This is a genomic window from Dysgonomonas sp. ZJ279, assembly GCF_011039205.1.
In the GTDB taxonomy this organism is placed as follows: Bacteria; Bacteroidota; Bacteroidia; order Bacteroidales; family Dysgonomonadaceae; genus Dysgonomonas.
Map to the genome: position 1 here is coordinate 211,216 of NZ_JAAKEL010000001.1, position 17,459 is coordinate 228,674.

A 17,459-nucleotide genomic window follows, 5' to 3' on the forward strand; every position below is an offset into this window, starting at 1 on the left:
TAACATTCTCTGATTTAGGTTGGCTATTTTATAGCTTTTGTAAAATTGTAAAAATCAGGTTTGATTCCTGATTGATATTATTTAGAATAATATGAAGAAAATATATATCAGTTTATTTGTAGTATTGTCTATGCTCAACTTTATTAGCTGTAATACAGCCAATAAAGGTTCGAATACTACAACTGTTGCCGAAATATCGGACGAGGCTCTTTTAGATTCTGTTCAGAGAAGAACATTCGGTTATTTCTGGAATGAATCGGAACCGACGAGCGGAATGGCTCGCGAGCGTTTTCATGTTGATGGGATATACCCTCAAAACGATAGGAATGTTGTAACTTCGGGTGGTAGCGGCTTTGGTATCATGGCTATTATTGTTGGTATAGAGAGAGGGTATGTAACCCGACAAGAAGGTCTCGATCATATGGCTAAGATTGTTACTTTCCTTGAAAATGCAGATTCGTTTAAAGGAGTTTTTCCTCATTGGTGGGATGGTGAAACAGGTAAAGTAAAAGGTTTCAGTGATAAAGACAATGGTGGAGACTTAGTTGAAACATCATTCTTATTACAAGGCTTGCTGGCCACTCATCAATATTATATAAATGGTACTGAGGCAGAAAAAGCATTAGCCGCACGTATTGATAAACTATGGAAGGCAGTAGACTGGAATTGGCATCGAAACGGAAAAAATGTTCTATACTGGCATTGGAGTCCTAGTCATTCATGGGAAATGAATTTTGCTATCAGAGGATATAACGAATGTCTTATCACATATGTTCTTGCAGCTTCTTCACCTACGCATGGCGTTCCAGCCGAAGTGTATCACGAAGGCTGGGCTGAGAACGGTAAAATTATAGAACCTCACGAGGTGGAGGGCTATAAATTGAATATGCGTTACCAAAGTAATTCAGGGGCAGGTCCATTGTTCTGGGCTCATTATTCTTTTTTAGGATTAAATCCTACTGGATTGAAAGATCGATATGCTGATTACTTTCAAGAAATGAAAAATTATACATTGATCAACAGAGCATATAGTATCCGAAATCCAAAACAATTTAAAGGATTTGGTGAAGATCTTTGGGGACTCTCGGCGAGCTATTCAACAGTGGGGTATGCTGCGCATGAACCTTCGGAAGAAGGTGATCATGGTGTTATTGCACCTACAGCGGCTTTATCGTCTATCGTTTATACGCCTGAGGAATCTATGAAGGTGATGAGAAGTCTGTATAATATGGGTGATAAACTTTGGGGACCATACGGTTTTTATGATGCTTTTAGCGAAACAGAAGACTGGTATCCACAACGCTATTTGGCAATCGATCAAGGACCTATTATTGTGATGATAGAAAATTATCGTACGCAACTATTATGGAATTTGTTTATGAGTCATCCCGATGTTCAGAGTGGATTAAAGAAACTAGGATTTGAAAGTCCTCAATTAAAATAAGAATTTAACCTGTAGGCCATGAAAAAATTAAAAGTTATATTATTGATATTACTATATGTATTTGTTGGGCAATTATCTGCCCAGCAAAAAACATATTGCAATCCGGTGAATTTAGATTACGCATATTGCCCGATACCCAATTTTACAACATGGGGTAAACATAGAGCTACGGCTGATCCTGTGATTGTGAATTACAAGGGCGATTTTTATTTATTCTCTACTAATCAGGAAGGTTATTGGTGGAGCAGCGATTTATCAGAATGGAATTTTGTATCCCGTTCATTCTTAACTCAGGAAGCTATAGATACAACACCTAATAAATGGGATGACTTGTGTGCGCCTGCTGCATGGGTGAAGGGTGATACACTTATAGTGTTTGGTTCTACTTATTCACGTATATTTCCTATTTGGATGAGTACTGATCCTAAAGGAAATGAATGGAGTAAAGCAGTAGAGCATTTCGATATAGGTGGCTGGGATCCTGCATTCTTTACAGACGATGATAATCGTTTTTATATGTACAACGGTAGCAGCAATGTGTATCCGTTATACGGTATAGAACTCGACCGTAACACATTTCAACCGCAAGGAACCCGCAAGGAATTGCTTTTGCTTGACGATGATAAAATCGGTTGGCATCGCTTTGGTGAACATATGGACAATACTTTCCTTAAACCTTTTATGGAAGGTGCGTGGATGACGAAACATAAGAATAAGTATTACCTTCAATGGGGTGGACCCGGAACCGAATTTAGCCACTATGGTGATGGTGTTGCAATCGGAGATTCTCCTCTGGGACCTTTCGAGCATGTTTCTCTTCCGCTTAGTATGAAAGCCGGAGGCTTTATTCGTGGAGCAGGACATGGTGCTACATTTCAGGATAACTGGAGCAATTACTGGCATACATCGTCAATGGTTGTGAATGTCAAAAACAATTTTGAGCGTCGCATAGGTATCTGGCCTGCCGGATTTGATGCAGAAGATAATATGTATTGTAATACTGCTTTTGGTGATTATCCTCATTATGTGCCGAATGGAAATACTGATCATCTTAAGAGCCGATTTACAGGATGGATGATTTTAAATTATAATAAACCCGTACAAGTGTCTTCTACTTTAGGTGCTTTCTATGCTAACAATATTGTTGACGAAGATGTGAAAACATATTGGAGCGCTAAGACTGCCGAAAAAGGGGAATGGCTGATCACTGATCTGGGAGAGGAATCTACTGTCTATGCTGTGCAAATTAATTATGCCGATCAAGATGCAGAGTTCTTGGGTAAAACTTTCGATAAGTATCACCAATACATGGTATATTATTCTAACGACGGAAAGAAATGGAACACCCTTATCGATAAGAGTAACAACAAGAAAGATGTGCCTCACGATTATGTAGAGTTGGATAAACCAGTGAAAGCCCGCTATCTGAAAATGGAGAATCTTCATATGCCGACCGGTAAATTTGCAATCTCTGGTTTTCGTGTATTTGGGTTTGGAGCGAAAGAAAAGCCATCTCCGGTAAAACAGTTTATGGCTTTAAGGGGAGATCAAACCGATCGACGTAATGTGTGGCTCAAATGGCAACCTGTAGATGAAGCTTATGCTTATAATATCTATATTGGTCTTGAACCGGACAAACTATATAATTGTGTAATGGTTCACGATGTAAATGAGTACTATTACAGTGGTATGGATAAAACAAAACCTTATTATTTTGCTATCGAAGCAATTAATGAGAATGGGACTTCTACTTGGGTAACAGCCGAGGCATTGTAAAGCTCTGGTTTTAATATAAGATACAAGCATCTGATAAAAATCAGATGCTTGTGTTAATTTTATTAGAATTGTTATTTTTTTAGTATATTGCAACAAATATGATACCATTGACGTTATAATATTATTATACTTTGGTATTTATTTACATTTATTTGTATTTGCCATGAAACGCAGGAATTTTTTTTTACTACTACTAATCCCACTTTTTATAGGGGTATTTGCTGCGTGTAGTGATGATGACGGACTTTCTGATACAAGCGAAGCAAAGCATCTTCCATCTAAAATAACAATTAAATTCGTAAATGAGTTTAGTTCAGATTTGGTTGAGTCATATACTTATGATGTCTATAACCGTATTGTTAAGCAAGATGTCCTGGTAACACCCAAGGATGTAGAGTATGGGACATTGTATAGAAATATGTTTGATTATGATAAAGATCAGATAGAAAGCAAGATCATATCGGTAACTTCGTATAAAGAAAATGATCCTAAAGCTACCTATAAAACAAACTATTCATACGGCAATAATTCGTTGGTATATATAAAGAAGGAGGGTGGCGATATCGTTGCAACGATGCAGGTTAATGAAGCCGGCTATATCCAGAAACATACAACGAGTTCTTCTATCGGATTCGGAGAAGATATTACATCTTATCTGTATGACGAAAAGGGTAATATATCAGAATTAGTTATAGAAACGATAGGACAGAATGCTAAAGCTGCATCTTATAATTATATATATGATGAGAAAGTAGGTATCTTTAAATATGTACGTATTCCGCAATGGTTTCTCTTTACTTATGGAGATATGTACGCTACAACATTTAATCCTTTTGTAAACAATGGTTTGAAAATAACCATGGAGGATGAGACCAATCTGATTTATGAGGCCGTTTATGAGTATGATAATTATGGATATCCTGTTGTTATTGAGGTTTATCAACTCACTTCAGGCTCGGAAGAAAGAGTTTTGTACGAGACAATCACAATTGATTATATTTTAGCACAATAGATTGTCTTTTTATCTAATAATTTAGGCCTTTTTGACAACGGATCAAAGCTTTCCGAAAATAGGGTGGTTTTATGTCCAGATCATGTATGAATAGCATATATCTGTCAGTTGTTTCTATTTCATAGCTAATATCTTTCATCAGTTGTGATAAATCTTCGTAATCATTATGCTTATGATAAGTACATATCGCAGCTTTACATTTATATTCGCTGGATGTCAGTGTTTTTTTAGCGCCTTCCAGCGCTTTTTTTTCTGCACCTTCGACATCTAATTTTATGAATATCGAATTTGTGTCAAAAGTGTTAATTAAAGAATCTATGGTTATAGTTGTGTCACTGTTTTCATCCGATACATATTTATTTATAATTTGTACTTTGTCTCCCCATGGCTCAAAGGTTTTTTTCAGTGCTTTTATCCATCGTTCATCGACTTCGAATAATAAAACTTTATATACTTTATCAATCACAGATAAAGATAATATTCCTTCTGCTGCCCCTACATCTAAAAAAATGTCATTAGCGCTAACATTGAATTTGTTAGATAAATAACGATGTGGAGATAATAAATCTTGTTCTATCTGGAGATTTGAATAACATATTTGAACATCTTTATCACTCATCTCTGATGGAAAAAAGAGATTATGTGCATCATATTTTACATATTTAAGATCAGACTCAATATCTCTGAAGACACGAATATTACGATAATCATATTTATTTCTAAACATATAAGGAAAGACGGACATACCTTCTTTCCTTATATATTCTATAGCTTCTTTGAAAGATCCGTCACTATCTTTATGAGATTTATAATATCTCAATATTTCTTTTCGTAATTCCCAGCAGGGGGCCTCAAATCGTCCTCTATTCAGTTTCTTTTTTTGTTTTATTCTTTTGTAAAAATAATAATCAGTGATTGAGGCTAATCTTTTGAAATGTTCGAGTTTCATTATGATTTAGATATAAGGTTATTAGAAGCTGAGGCTAATCCTTGCTATATAACCCAATTGTAATGGATATTATAACAAGGATTCATATTGAAAATTGGCACAGTATAAATATTGAGTAATTCAGGCGTTTTCACCGAATTCCATCAAATATGCTTTAATGAAATCATCAATATCCCCATCCATCACCGCATTTACATTTGATGATTGATAATTGGTTCGATGATCTTTTACACGGCGGTCATCAAATACATAGCTTCGGATTTGTGATCCCCATTCTATTTTTTTCTTTCCGGCCTCGATTAAAGATGTTTCGCGGCTGCGTCTTTCGAGTTCCAACTCATAGAGTTGCGATTTCAATAAACGGATCGCATTATCTTTGTTGCCAAATTGAGAACGGCTCTCAGTATTTTCAATAACTATTTCCTTAGCTTCACCGGTTTCAGGGTCTTTATATTTGTAATGTAGTCGCACCCCTGTCTCTACCTTGTTGACATTTTGTCCACCTGCGCCACTCGAACGGAACGTATCCCAAGTAACATCAGCCTGATTGATTTCAATTTCTATTGTATCATCAACCAATGGAACTACAAATACAGATGCAAACGAGGTCATACGTTTACCCTGAGCATTATATGGCGATACGCGCACAAGACGATGAACTCCATTCTCAGATTTCAGATAACCATAAGCAAATTCACCTTCTACTTGTAGAGTAGCTGTTTTTATTCCGGCTTCGTCACCATCCTGCCAGTTAGTGATGGTTGTTTTGTAACCTTTGTCTTCGCACCAGCGTTGATACATGCGAAATAGCATTGAGGCCCAGTCTTGTCCTTCAGTGCCACCTGCACCACTGTTTATTTTCAGTACAGCACCAAGCTTATCTTCTTCGCGGCGTAACATGTTGCGGAGCTCGAGGTCTTCGAGTAAAGTTATAGCATTGCTATATGCCTCGTCTACCTCTTCTTCAGTAGTAATCCCTTCTTTTTGGAAATCGAATGCCAGCTGTAATTCTTCAGCAGCATTTTTAACCTTATTATAGCCCTCTATCCAGCTTTTTAAACCACGAATGATTTTCATCTGTACTTCGGCGGCTTTAGAATCATCCCAGAAACCCGGAACTTGTGTTCTTAGTTCTTCTTCTTCGAGTTGTATTATTTTCGCATCGACGTCAAAGGTACCCCCTCAACGCGGACTCGCGCTCCAACACTTCTTTTAGTTGGTCTAATGTAATCATAAGATTATCGTTTTATGTTATATGTAATTTAAATTGAGTTGCAAAGGTAGAAAAAAAATAGATAGGAGGTTATGGTAATATGAAAGATAAGTATCTTTGCCTACTTTAGTAGATATATTATTTATGGTGAAAAATACAGTTGACTGGAAAATCAGTCGTTATGAGGATCTTACAAAAGAAGAATTTTACGATATTCTGCATTTACGATGTAAAATATTCGTTGTAGAACAAAACGCTCCGTATCTTGATTTGGATTATAAGGATCAGAAAGCTTTACATTTACATGGTTATGCTGATGGTAAGCTTGTTGCTTATTGTCGCTTATTTAAGCGTGGAGACTATTTTGACGAAGCTAGTATAGGACGGGTTATTGTTGCCGAAGAATGTCGTTCGTTTGGCTATGGACATCAATTAATGGTAAAAGCTATAGATTTAGCGGCCTCTATGTTAAACGAAACAGAGTTGACTATTTCAGGGCAATTATATTTGCAGAAATTTTACGAGAGTCACGGTTTTGAGTGTACCAGCGATGTGTATCTTGAAGATGGTATACCCCATGTTCAGATGAAAAAACGATAAGAGATATCATAAAGACGAAAAAAGTCTTGGAGATTAAGATATTAAACCATAAATTTGCACCCCGAAAATAGAAGGGAGGTTTCATGGTCTTTTGAACTAAACATAATCAAAACAGATGTTTAATATTACGATAAAGTAATGTTCAGGAGGTTATTGAATGATAATCCATATGAGTTTTCGAATAAGATAAAACGGTGTTTTTATCTTGAAAGATTTAAATTAAGAAAGTATAACAAAACAAATAAAATTAAAGAACTATGATCATTGTTCCACTAAAGGAGGGCGAAAATATTGAAAAAGCTCTTAAAAAATTCAAAAGAAAATACGAGAAAACAGGTGTTGTAAAAGAACTAAGAAGACGTCAAGCGTTTGAAAAACCGTCGATTACAAAAAGAAAACAAAGAATACACGCTGTTTACGTAGAGAAACTGCACCGTATCGAAGATTAATGAAATATTGTCTTTCTCGATAATATTATTAACTTCGTTGTTCGTGATACGTAGATAGAAAGAATGACAAAGTTGATAGAAAAATATTTGGATTATCTCCGTTATGAGAAGAACTATTCTTCACATACGGAGATTTCTTATTCTATAGATCTACACCAATTTTCCGATTTCCTTAAGATGTATCATCCTGAAGTAGAAATCCAATCTGCAGATGCAGACGTGATTCGTTTATGGATGGTTTGGTTGATGGAGGAGAAAATGTCTCCCCGATCGGTGAATCGGAAACTGAGTACTTTGAAGTCTTTTTATAAGTTTTTATTACGGATAGAGATTGTGACATTCAATCCAGTGAAAAAAATAGTCGGCCCTAAAATGGCAAAACCTATTCCTTCTTTTGTTAATGATTCGGATATGGAGAGAGTGCTCGATGAGCATAATTTTGATAACTCGTTTCATTCGTTGCGAAATAGGATAATTTTGGAGCTGTTTTATGTGACAGGTATTCGTCGGGCTGAATTAATAGGGCTGAAAGATGCGGATGTCGATTTTTTTGCCGGGTCTATACTGGTGACAGGTAAGCGTAATAAACAACGTCTCATCCCTGTTAGTGGTAGTATGAAATTGCTGTTAAGTCAGTATATGGATGTTCGTAATGCCGAAATTGACAACCTTTCCGGTTATTTCTTTGTTAAAGAAGATGGAGAGCCTCTCTATGAGATGTTGGTGCACCGTATCGTGGTAGAGAATCTTCGATGTATTCCGACTTTGGCGAAAACCAGTCCGCATGTGTTGAGGCATTCATTTGCGACCGGGATGCTGAATAATGGGGCGGATATTAATGCGGTGAAAGAGTTGCTGGGGCATTCGAGCTTGGCAGCAACAGAGATATATACACATACTTCGTTTGAAGAGCTAAAGAAAATATATAACAAAGCCCACCCTCGGGCGTAAATTGAAAAGGAGAATTAATTATGAATATTTCAATTCAATCAGTGCATTTTGATGCAACAGCAGAACTAAAAGCGTTTGCTGAAAAAAAAGTATCGAAATTAGAAAAAATAGCCGACTTTATAGTCGATGCAGAGATTATTCTTAAGGTTGTAAAACCTGAAGTAGCTAATAATAAAGAGGCTTCAATAAAGCTGAATATTAAAAGCGGAGAGCTTTTTGCTAATAAAATAGCAGATACGTTTGAAGAAGCAATTGTGTTATCAGTTGAAGCTCTGGAGAAGCAAGTTCTTAAGGCAAAGGAAAAAGCGCAGGCGAAATAATATTTCGGTCCCGATTTTGCTTTTTGCTCGCAATTGTAGAGTAAATGTTATTAAAAGAAGGACTCTCGAAAAATAAATCCACAAAGTGTTGTGATTGTAAAAAATAATTTCTAATTTTGTCGCCGTTTCGCTATTTAAAGTGCGTAATAGCGGCGAAATTAGAGTATTATGCCTCTTTAGCTCAGTTGGCCAGAGCACGTGATTTGTAATCTCGGGGTCGTTGGTTCGAATCCGACAAGAGGCTCGAAATAAAAGGAGTGAAAGTCGATAGCCTAATGGCTTTTTGTGAGAAGGTTACGACTTAAATTCTATATTTTCTCTTTAAGCAGATAAATAACAAATAAAGGCGTATATTTGTTGACGAGAAAAGAAAGATAAAATATAACGCCAATGTAGCTCAGTTGGTAGAGCACTTCCTTGGTAAGGAAGAGGTCACGGGTTCAAGTCCCGTCATAGGCTCTATTTTAAGATACTGATCAAATAGATATAAATATATACATTAACTAAATAATATTCATTATGGCAAAAGAACATTTTAACCGGTCGAAACCACACGTAAATATCGGTACAATTGGTCACGTTGACCACGGTAAAACTACTTTGACTGCTGCTATTACTAAAGTATTAGCTGACAAAGGATTCTCTGAAGCTAGATCATTTGATCAAATTGATAATGCTCCTGAAGAAAAAGAACGTGGTATTACTATTAATACATCACACGTTGAATATCAAACAGCTAACCGTCATTACGCTCACGTTGACTGTCCGGGTCATGCCGATTACGTAAAGAATATGGTTACAGGTGCAGCTCAAATGGACGGTGCTATTATCGTTGTTGCTGCTACTGATGGTCCTATGCCTCAAACTCGTGAACATATCCTTCTAGCTCGTCAGGTAAATGTACCTAAGCTAGTTGTTTTCATGAATAAATGTGATATTGTTGATGATGAAGAAATGTTAGAACTAGTTGAACTAGAAATGAGAGAACTTCTTTCATTCTATGATTTCGACGGTGATAACACTCCGGTTATCCGTGGATCTGCACTTGGTGCATTGAACGGTGTTGAGCCTTGGGTTAGCCAAGTGATGGAGCTTATGAATGCTGTTGATACTTGGATTCCACTACCTCCACGTGATGTTGATAAACCATTCTTGATGCCAGTTGAAGACGTATTCTCGATCACAGGTCGTGGTACAGTTGCAACAGGTCGTATCGAAACTGGTATCATCAGAACAAGTGAAGAAGTTCAAATTATCGGTCTTGGTGCAGAAGGAAGAAAATCAGTTGTTACAGGAGTAGAAATGTTCCGTAAGATTCTTGACGAAGGTCAAGCTGGTGATAACGTAGGTCTATTACTTCGTGGTATCGATAAAGAAGAAATCAAACGTGGTATGGTTATTTGCCATCCAGGTAAGATTACTCCTCATACTGACTTCAAAGCAGAGGTTTATATCCTGAAAAAAGAAGAAGGTGGACGTCACACTCCATTCCATAACAAATACCGTCCTCAATTCTATCTACGTACGTTAGATATTACTGGCGAAATCACTCTTCCTGAAGGAACAGATATGGTTATGCCTGGTGATAACGTAACTATTCAAGTAGAGTTGATCTACCCAGTTGCTATCAACGTAGGTCTTCGTTTCGCTATCCGCGAAGGTGGTCGTACAGTAGGTGCTGGTCAGATTACTGAAATTACTCAGTAAGAATTAGACAAGAATATAAAAGTCGGTTTGCGATATAGCCGACTTTTTAATACGGGTTTAGCTCAGTTGGTAGAGCACTGGTCTCCAAAACCAGGTGTCGGGAGTTCGAGTCTCTCAACCCGTGCTAAAAAACTCAAAAGAGTAAATGAAAAAAGTAATTAATTATATTAAGGATTCCTATAACGAACTTGTTTACAAGGTTTCTTGGCCTAGTCGTACGGAGTTAACTAGCAGCGCGGTTATTGTTATGATTGCTTCCATAATAATGGCACTAATCGTCTGGGGTGTTGATAGCGTATTCGAGTGGGTCGTTAAGTTTTTCTATAGTCTATAATTTATCAAAAGCAAATGACTGAAATCGAAAAGAAATGGTACGTTTTGCGTGCTGTTAGCGGTAAGGAAAATAAAGTCAAAGAATATCTTGACGCTGAGATAAAAAAATCTGACTTAGGGAAATACATATCTCAAGTTCTTATCCCAACCGAGAAAACTTATATTATGCGTAACGGAAAGAAAGTTTTGAAAGAGAAAGCTTATCTTCCCGGTTATATATTAATAGAAGCTGCCTTAGTAGGAGAAGTTATCCATGAACTTCGCAACATTAATTATGTTGCAGGTTTCCTCCCTGATACTCAAAATCCACAACCATTACGTCAAGCCGAAGTAAATAGAATACTAGGTACGATGGATGAACTGGATGAGCAACAGGTTGAAATGGATGTTCAATATATAGTAGGAGAAAATGTAAAGGTTACAAGTGGACCTTTCTCAGGGTTTTCTGCAATTATTGAAGAAGTGAATGCTGAGAAAAAGAAACTAAAAGTAATGGTAAAGATATTCGGAAGGAAAACTCCTCTCGAATTGAATTACATGCAAGTCGAAAAAGAACAATAAAAATTGGTTACGCAGTTTAATGTTCTATCCAGGTTTTAAATAACTAAAAATTAGAAACAAAAATGGCTAAAGAAATTGCTGGACAATTAAAATTACAGATTAAAGGCGGTGCAGCAAATCCATCTCCTCCCGTAGGACCTGCTTTAGGTTCGAAAGGTATTAATATCATGGATTTCTGTAAGCAATTTAATGCCAGAACTCAAGACAAAGCAGGAAAGATATTGCCGGTGGTAATAACTTACTATGCTGATAAGTCTTTTGATTTTATTGTAAAACAACCTCCTGTAGCAATCCAATTGCTAGAAGCTGCTAAAGCTAAAGGTGGTTCTGCTGAGCCTAATCGTAAAAAAATAGCTGAAATTACTTGGGATCAAGTGCAAGCTATTGCTGAAGATAAGATGACAGACTTAAACTGTTTTACAATGGAGTCAGCCATGAAAATGGTTGCTGGTACAGCAAGAAGTATGGGTATTACCGTAAAAGGGGCTTTCCCTGATGTTAAATAATTAAACTTCAATTGAGAAATGGGTAAACTTACAAAAAATCAAAAGTTAGCTTTCAGCAAAATTGAAGCAGGGAAATTATATACATTGACAGACGCATCTGCTCTTGTAAAAGAGATTACAGTATCGAAGTTTGATGCTTCGGTAGATTTAGATGTTCGTCTTGGTGTAGATCCACGTAAAGCTAACCAGATGGTAAGAGGTGTAGTATCTCTTCCTCATGGAACAGGTAAAGATGTACGAGTTTTGGTATTATGTTCTCCAGACGCAGAAGCTGCAGCTAAAGAAGCTGGCGCTGATTACGTAGGGTTGGACGAATATATAGAAAAAATCAAAGGTGGTTGGACTGATATTGATGTTATCATCACTCAGCCTGCTATCATGGGTAAAGTTGGTGCTCTGGGACGTGTATTAGGGCCTCGTGGTCTTATGCCTAACCCTAAGAGTGGAACAGTTACTCCGGATGTTGCTAAAGCTGTAACGGAAGTGAAATCAGGTAAAATCGACTTCAAAGTTGACAAAGCTGGTATCGTTCATGCGTCTGTTGGTAAAGTATCATTTACTGCCGATCAAATCAAAGATAATGCGAAAGAATTTATCGCTACACTTATCAAGTTGAAACCATCGTCAGCTAAAGGAACTTATGTGAAAAGCGTCTCTCTTTCAAGTACTATGAGTCCGGGCGTGAAAATCGACCCTAAATCAGTAGAAAGCTAATTAAAAATTGATTGAAATTATGAGAAAGGAAGATAAAAGCGCTATCATAGAGACTATTGCAACAACTATCAAAGAATACGATAACTTCTATTTGACTGATATTGCAAGACTCAATGCAGCTAAGACTACCAATTTAAGAAGAGAATGCTCAAAACAGGATATAAAACTGTTAGTAGTAAAGAATACTTTATTACAAAAAGCATTAGATACTCTTGAAGGTGATTACTCAGAACTAGTTCCGGCTTTGAAGGGTAATACAGCTATCATGTTTTCTAATGTAGCGAACGCTCCGGCTAAATTGATAGCTAAATATGTAAAAGAAGGTGTTCCTAGCCTAAAAGCAGCTTACGTACAAGAAAGCTTCTATGTAGGTAAAGAAAACTTGAAAGCATTGGAGAATATCAAGAGCAAAAACGAGCTTATCGGAGATGTTATTGCAGCTCTTCAATCACCAGCGAAGAATGTTATTTCGGCTCTACAATCGGGTGGAAATACTATCCATGGAGTTCTAGAAACTCTATCAAAGAGATAATACTAAAATAAAGAATAATAACAATTTTAAATTATACAAAAATGGCAGATATCAAAGCTATTGCAGAACAACTAGTAAATTTGACAGTAAAAGAAGTTAGCGAATTAGCTGAAATTCTTAAATCTGAATATGGTATTGAACCAGCAGCTGCGGCTGTTGCAGTAGCAGGACCTGCGGCTGCAGCTGAAGTAGTTGAAGAAAAAACAGCATTTGATGTTGTATTGAAAGCAGCTGGTGCTAACAAACTTGCAGTTGTTAAAGCTGTTAAAGAATTAACAGGACTTGGTTTGAAAGAAGCTAAAGATCTAGTTGACGCTGCTCCTAGTGAATTGAAAAAAGGAGTATCGAAAGATGAAGCAGATGCATTGAAAAAACAACTAGAAGAGGCAGGAGCTGAAATTGAACTTAAGTAAAAATAATCCCGTAAAATAGGATATTTGGTTAGGAACCTTCGTTGAGGAAGGTTCTTAACCTTTTTGCGTCAAAAATAATAAGTTCAATAAAATTGGTATCCCATGTCTTCAATAAATAACAATCAAAGAGTCAATTTCGCTTCAATTAAGAATCCATTACCTTATCCGGATTTTCTTGAAGTGCAGCTAAAGTCGTTTCAAGACTTTTTACAACTTGATACCCCACCCGAAAAGAGGAAGAAGGAAGGCTTATATAAGGTTTTCGCTGAAAACTTTCCTATTGCAGATACACGCAATAACTTCGTGTTAGAGTTCTTGGATTATTTTATTGATCCACCTCGTTATACAATCGAAGAATGTATCGAAAGAGGTTTGACATACAGTGTGCCTCTTAAAGCAAAACTTAAGCTTTATTGTACAGATCCAGATCACGAAGATTTCGATACAGTTATTCAAGATGTGTACCTAGGATTAATTCCGTACATGACAGAGAAAGGCACATTTGTCATCAATGGAGCTGAGCGTGTTGTTGTATCACAACTTCACCGTTCGCCGGGTGTATTCTTTGGACAAACAATGCATGCTAATGGTACAAAATTGTACTCGGCACGTATTATTCCGTTCAGAGGATCATGGATTGAGTTTGCGACAGACATTAATAATGTCATGTACGCATACATCGACCGTAAGAAAAAATTACCTGTAACAACTTTACTAAGAGCTATCGGTTTCGAGAGTGATAAGGACATTCTTGAGATATTCGACTTAGCTGAAGAAATAAAAGTTACAAAGCAAAATATTAAAAAAGTTGTAGGGCGTAAACTTGCTGCCAGGATATTAAGATCTTGGATGGAAGATTTTGTTGATGAAGATACAGGCGAGGTAACATCTATTGAACGTAACGAAGTTATTATTGAACGCGAAACTGTATTGGAAAAAGATCACGTAGACCTGATCGTTGATTCGGGTGTTGCATCTATTCTATTACATAAAGAAACTCAGAACTTATCTGACTTTGCAATTATTTATAATACATTGCAAAAAGACCCGAGTAACTCCGAAATAGATGCTGTACGTCATATCTACCGTCAACTTCGTAGTGCAGAACCTGCAGATGATACAAGTGCACGTGAGGTAATCAACAACTTGTTCTTCTCGGAAAAACGTTACGATCTGGGAGAAGTAGGACGCTACAGACTAAATAAAAAATTAGGTCTTTCGACAAGCACCGATATCAGAGTGTTGACGAAAGAAGATATGATCGAGATCATCAAATACCTTATAGAGTTGATTAACTCTAAAGCTATCGTTGATGATATTGACCATTTAAGTAACCGTCGTGTACGTACAGTTGGTGAACAACTTTTCAATCAATTTGGAGTTGGTCTTAACCGTATGGCACGTATCATTCGTGAAAGAATGAATGTTCGCGACAATGAAGTATTTACTCCGATTGATTTGATCAACGCTAAGACGATTTCATCAGTTGTGAATACATTCTTCGGCACAAATGCGTTGTCTCAGTTTATGGATCAAACGAATCCATTGGCCGAGATTACACATAAGCGTCGTATGTCGGCCCTAGGACCAGGTGGTCTTTCTCGTGAAAGAGCAGGTTTCGAAGTGCGTGACGTTCACTTTACCCATTACGGTCGTCTTTGTCCGATCGAAACACCGGAGGGACCAAACATTGGTCTGATCTCTTCACTTTGTGTATATGCGAAAATTAATGATCTGGGCTTTATCGAAACTCCTTACCGTAAAGTTGCGGATAAGAAAGTTGACTTAAGTGAAGATGGTATCATTTATTTAGCAGCAGAAGAGGAAGAAGATAAAATCATTGCACAGGGAAATGCTCCGTTGAACGATGATGGTGCTTTTATCAATACACGTGTAAAAGCTCGTCAGGATGCAGATTATCCGGTAGTAGGTCCTGAAGAAATCGAATTGATGGACGTATCACCGACTCAGATTGCTTCGATTGCAGCATCGCTTATTCCATTTTTGGAGCATGATGATGCCAACCGTGCATTGATGGGATCGAATATGATGCGCCAGGCAGTTCCATTATTACGTACTGAGGCTCCTATCGTGGGAACAGGTATCGAAGGACAATTGATTCGTGACTCTCGTACTCAAATAGTAGCAGAGGGAAGTGGAGAAATTGTTTATGTAGATGCAAGTACTATTAAAATAAAATATGACAGAACAGCGGATGAAGAATTTGTAAATTTCGACAGTGCTGTTAAAACATATGTTATTCCTAAGTTTAGAAAAACGAATCAGAATACAACTATCGACCTTCGTCCTATTTGTAAAAAAGGCGACAGAGTAGTTAAAAATGAAATCTTAACCGAAGGTTATTCTACTGAACAAGGAGAATTGGCAATCGGTAAGAACCTTAAAGTGGCATTCATGCCTTGGAAAGGTTATAACTTCGAGGATGCTATCGTATTAAGCGAGCGCATTGTACGCGAAGATGTTTTTACATCGGTACACGTAGAAGAGTTTTCTCTTGAAGTTCGTGATACTAAACGAGGAGTAGAAGAACTTACATCGGATATTCCGAACGTAAGTGAAGAAGCTACAAAAGATTTGGACGAAAAAGGTATTATCCGCGTTGGTGCACGTGTTGGACCGGGCGATATCCTGATAGGTAAGATTACTCCTAAGGGAGAATCTGATCCTTCTCCTGAGGAGAAACTACTTCGTGCTATCTTCGGAGATAAAGCTGGTGATGTGAAAGATGCATCATTGAAAGCTTCCCCGTCTCTTAAGGGAGTTGTAGTAAATACAAATCTTTTCTCTAAAGCATCTAAAAAAGGTAAAACAAAACTTTCGGCGAAAGCTTTATTACCTAAGCTTGATGAAGAGTATGAGATGAAGATTGCTAAAGTGAAAGGTGTACTGGTAGATAAACTATTGGTATTGACTGAAGGTAAAACATCGCAAGGTGTTAAAGATTATCTGAATGTTGATATCATTGCCAAAGGCTCTAAGTTTACTAAAAGTGCATTAGACAATATCGATTACGAATCTATTCAATTGAGTGGCTGGACAACAGATGCTCACAAAAATGAATTGATCAGAGACGTAGTTGTAAACTACCTGCGTAAATATAAAGAACTAGATGCAGAATTGAAGCGTAAACGATTCGATTTGACTATCGGGGATGAACTTCCTTCAGGTATTATTCAAATTGCGAAAGTTTATGTGGCTAAGAAACGTAAAGTACAAGTAGGGGATAAAATGGCAGGACGTCACGGTAACAAAGGTATCGTGTCTCGTATCGTTCGTCAAGAAGATATGCCTTTCCTTCCTGATGGTACTCCTGTTGATATCGTGTTGAACCCACTAGGGGTGCCTTCTCGTATGAACCTTGGTCAGATATTCGAAACAGTTCTTGGTTGGGCAGGAAAAGAATTAGGTATGAAGTTTGCGACTCCAATTTTCGACGGAGCTAGCCTAGACGACTTGAATACTTGGACTGATAAAGCCAATGTACCTCGTTATGGTAAAGTACGTTTGTTTGATGGAGGTACAGGTGATCGTTTCGACCAACATGCAACGGTAGGTATTATCTATATGTTGAAACTGGGTCACATGGTCGAAGATAAGATGCATGCTCGTTCTATAGGACCATATTCACTTATTACTCAACAACCTCTGGGAGGTAAGGCTCAATTCGGAGGTCAACGTTTCGGAGAGATGGAGGTATGGGCGCTTGAGGCGTTCGGTGCTGCACACATTCTACGTGAGATATTGACTATCAAATCGGATGACGTAATGGGACGTTCGAAAGCTTATGAAGCTATCGTGAAAGGCGAACCAATGCCACAATCCGGTATTCCTGAATCGTTGAACGTTTTGCTTCACGAAATGCGAGGATTGGGATTAAGTGTATCTCTTGATTAAATTATTAAGGCCGTTAGCTTTTAGCTCATAGTTATTAGCTAACGGATTAAATACTCTAATAAAC

Annotated in this window: 17 protein-coding genes and 3 tRNA genes; 18 read left to right on the forward strand and 2 right to left on the reverse strand. The window is 37.4% G+C overall.

Going from position 1 to position 17,459, the window contains the following annotated elements; genetic code table 11:
• Positions 1 to 91 precede the first annotated feature (91 nt).
• The 3 genes from G7Y57_RS00935 to G7Y57_RS00945 all read left to right on the forward strand — a co-directional run bounded on the left by G7Y57_RS00935 (position 92) and on the right by G7Y57_RS00945 (position 4,232).
• Positions 92 to 1,444, forward strand: a complete 1,353-nt coding sequence (locus tag G7Y57_RS00935) for a glucoamylase family protein (RefSeq protein WP_165020296.1) — start codon at positions 92 to 94, stop codon at positions 1,442 to 1,444.
• A gap of 18 nt (positions 1,445 to 1,462) precedes the next feature.
• A complete protein-coding gene (locus G7Y57_RS00940; RefSeq protein ID WP_165020297.1) occupies positions 1,463 to 3,220 on the forward strand; it encodes a discoidin domain-containing protein in 1,758 nt (585 codons plus the stop codon).
• Positions 3,221 to 3,383: 163 nt separating this feature from the next.
• On the forward strand, positions 3,384 to 4,232 hold the full coding sequence (locus G7Y57_RS00945) for a hypothetical protein (RefSeq protein WP_165020298.1): 849 nt from the start codon (positions 3,384 to 3,386) through the stop codon (positions 4,230 to 4,232).
• A 13-nt stretch (positions 4,233 to 4,245) separates the two neighbouring features.
• On the opposite strand, the gene G7Y57_RS00950 is transcribed toward G7Y57_RS00945, so the two are convergent.
• Positions 4,246 to 5,181: an FkbM family methyltransferase gene (locus G7Y57_RS00950; RefSeq protein WP_165020299.1), complete on the reverse strand. Its 936-nt coding sequence runs from the start codon at positions 5,179 to 5,181 to the stop codon at positions 4,246 to 4,248.
• A 120-nt stretch (positions 5,182 to 5,301) separates the two neighbouring features.
• Positions 5,302 to 6,415, reverse strand: a protein-coding gene (gene prfB, locus G7Y57_RS00955; protein WP_165020300.1) for a peptide chain release factor 2 whose coding sequence is annotated in 2 segments (ribosomal slippage) — positions 5,302 to 6,351 and positions 6,353 to 6,415 — 1,113 coding nt in all. Because the reading frame shifts where the segments join, the coding sequence is not laid out codon by codon here.
• Between the two features lie 123 nt (positions 6,416 to 6,538).
• Here prfB and G7Y57_RS00960 point away from each other — a divergent pair.
• The 15 genes from G7Y57_RS00960 to rpoB all read left to right on the forward strand — a co-directional run bounded on the left by G7Y57_RS00960 (position 6,539) and on the right by rpoB (position 17,395).
• Entirely contained in the window at positions 6,539 to 6,994 is a 456-nt protein-coding gene (locus tag G7Y57_RS00960) for a GNAT family N-acetyltransferase (protein ID WP_255491299.1), read from the forward strand.
• A 257-nt stretch (positions 6,995 to 7,251) separates the two neighbouring features.
• Positions 7,252 to 7,443, forward strand: a complete 192-nt coding sequence (gene rpsU, locus G7Y57_RS00965) for a 30S ribosomal protein S21 (protein WP_165020301.1) — start codon at positions 7,252 to 7,254, stop codon at positions 7,441 to 7,443.
• A 63-nt stretch (positions 7,444 to 7,506) separates the two neighbouring features.
• Complete coding sequence (locus G7Y57_RS00970) at positions 7,507 to 8,394, forward strand: tyrosine-type recombinase/integrase (RefSeq protein ID WP_165020302.1); 888 nt, start codon at positions 7,507 to 7,509, stop codon at positions 8,392 to 8,394.
• 20 nt (positions 8,395 to 8,414) lie between these two features.
• Positions 8,415 to 8,714, forward strand: a complete 300-nt coding sequence (hpf, locus tag G7Y57_RS00975) for a ribosome hibernation-promoting factor, HPF/YfiA family (RefSeq protein WP_165020303.1) — start codon at positions 8,415 to 8,417, stop codon at positions 8,712 to 8,714.
• Between the two features lie 170 nt (positions 8,715 to 8,884).
• Positions 8,885 to 8,958, forward strand: a tRNA-Thr gene (locus tag G7Y57_RS00980).
• A gap of 142 nt (positions 8,959 to 9,100) precedes the next feature.
• Positions 9,101 to 9,173: transfer RNA gene (locus tag G7Y57_RS00985), tRNA-Thr, on the forward strand.
• A 60-nt stretch (positions 9,174 to 9,233) separates the two neighbouring features.
• Positions 9,234 to 10,421, forward strand: coding sequence for an elongation factor Tu (tuf, locus tag G7Y57_RS00990; protein WP_165020304.1), 1,188 nt, complete (start codon positions 9,234 to 9,236; stop codon positions 10,419 to 10,421).
• A gap of 51 nt (positions 10,422 to 10,472) precedes the next feature.
• Positions 10,473 to 10,545 (forward strand) — tRNA-Trp (locus G7Y57_RS00995).
• Positions 10,546 to 10,566: 21 nt separating this feature from the next.
• On the forward strand, positions 10,567 to 10,755 hold the full coding sequence (gene secE / locus G7Y57_RS01000) for a preprotein translocase subunit SecE (protein ID WP_165020305.1): 189 nt from the start codon (positions 10,567 to 10,569) through the stop codon (positions 10,753 to 10,755).
• Positions 10,756 to 10,769: 14 nt separating this feature from the next.
• The gene (nusG, locus tag G7Y57_RS01005) at positions 10,770 to 11,315 is read left to right on the forward strand and encodes a transcription termination/antitermination protein NusG (RefSeq protein WP_165020306.1); all 546 of its coding nucleotides are present in this window, start codon (positions 10,770 to 10,772) and stop codon (positions 11,313 to 11,315) included.
• 62 nt (positions 11,316 to 11,377) lie between these two features.
• Positions 11,378 to 11,821: a 50S ribosomal protein L11 gene (rplK, locus tag G7Y57_RS01010; RefSeq protein WP_165020307.1), complete on the forward strand. Its 444-nt coding sequence runs from the start codon at positions 11,378 to 11,380 to the stop codon at positions 11,819 to 11,821.
• Between the two features lie 18 nt (positions 11,822 to 11,839).
• Positions 11,840 to 12,535 carry a 50S ribosomal protein L1 gene (rplA, locus tag G7Y57_RS01015; protein ID WP_165020308.1) on the forward strand — a complete coding sequence of 232 codons (696 nt, stop codon included), beginning with the start codon at positions 11,840 to 11,842 and terminating at the stop codon, positions 12,533 to 12,535.
• Positions 12,536 to 12,554: 19 nt separating this feature from the next.
• Entirely contained in the window at positions 12,555 to 13,067 is a 513-nt protein-coding gene (gene rplJ, locus G7Y57_RS01020) for a 50S ribosomal protein L10 (protein WP_165020309.1), read from the forward strand.
• A gap of 41 nt (positions 13,068 to 13,108) precedes the next feature.
• Positions 13,109 to 13,480, forward strand: a complete 372-nt coding sequence (gene rplL, locus G7Y57_RS01025; protein ID WP_165020310.1) for a 50S ribosomal protein L7/L12 — start codon at positions 13,109 to 13,111, stop codon at positions 13,478 to 13,480.
• A 102-nt stretch (positions 13,481 to 13,582) separates the two neighbouring features.
• Positions 13,583 to 17,395: a DNA-directed RNA polymerase subunit beta gene (gene rpoB / locus G7Y57_RS01030; protein ID WP_165020311.1), complete on the forward strand. Its 3,813-nt coding sequence runs from the start codon at positions 13,583 to 13,585 to the stop codon at positions 17,393 to 17,395.
• Positions 17,396 to 17,459: the final 64 nt, after the last annotated feature.

Excerpts from the sequence above, each read along its gene's own strand:
- G7Y57_RS00935 (WP_165020296.1), top strand. The coding sequence starts at position 92 with ATGAAGAAAATATATATCAGTTTATTTGTAGTATTGTCTATGCTCAAC.
- G7Y57_RS00940 (WP_165020297.1), top strand. The coding sequence starts at position 1,463 with ATGAAAAAATTAAAAGTTATATTATTGATATTACTATATGTATTTGTT.
- G7Y57_RS00945 (WP_165020298.1), top strand. The coding sequence starts at position 3,384 with ATGAAACGCAGGAATTTTTTTTTACTACTACTAATCCCACTTTTTATA.
- G7Y57_RS00950 (WP_165020299.1), bottom strand. The coding sequence starts at position 5,181 with ATGAAACTCGAACATTTCAAAAGATTAGCCTCAATCACTGATTATTAT.
- G7Y57_RS00960 (WP_255491299.1), top strand. The coding sequence starts at position 6,539 with ATGGTGAAAAATACAGTTGACTGGAAAATCAGTCGTTATGAGGATCTT.
- rpsU (WP_165020301.1), top strand. The coding sequence starts at position 7,252 with ATGATCATTGTTCCACTAAAGGAGGGCGAAAATATTGAAAAAGCTCTT.
- G7Y57_RS00970 (WP_165020302.1), top strand. The coding sequence starts at position 7,507 with ATGACAAAGTTGATAGAAAAATATTTGGATTATCTCCGTTATGAGAAG.
- hpf (WP_165020303.1), top strand. The coding sequence starts at position 8,415 with ATGAATATTTCAATTCAATCAGTGCATTTTGATGCAACAGCAGAACTA.
- tuf (WP_165020304.1), top strand. The coding sequence starts at position 9,234 with ATGGCAAAAGAACATTTTAACCGGTCGAAACCACACGTAAATATCGGT.
- secE (WP_165020305.1), top strand. The coding sequence starts at position 10,567 with ATGAAAAAAGTAATTAATTATATTAAGGATTCCTATAACGAACTTGTT.
- nusG (WP_165020306.1), top strand. The coding sequence starts at position 10,770 with ATGACTGAAATCGAAAAGAAATGGTACGTTTTGCGTGCTGTTAGCGGT.
- rplK (WP_165020307.1), top strand. The coding sequence starts at position 11,378 with ATGGCTAAAGAAATTGCTGGACAATTAAAATTACAGATTAAAGGCGGT.
- rplA (WP_165020308.1), top strand. The coding sequence starts at position 11,840 with ATGGGTAAACTTACAAAAAATCAAAAGTTAGCTTTCAGCAAAATTGAA.
- rplJ (WP_165020309.1), top strand. The coding sequence starts at position 12,555 with ATGAGAAAGGAAGATAAAAGCGCTATCATAGAGACTATTGCAACAACT.
- rplL (WP_165020310.1), top strand. The coding sequence starts at position 13,109 with ATGGCAGATATCAAAGCTATTGCAGAACAACTAGTAAATTTGACAGTA.
- rpoB (WP_165020311.1), top strand. The coding sequence starts at position 13,583 with ATGTCTTCAATAAATAACAATCAAAGAGTCAATTTCGCTTCAATTAAG.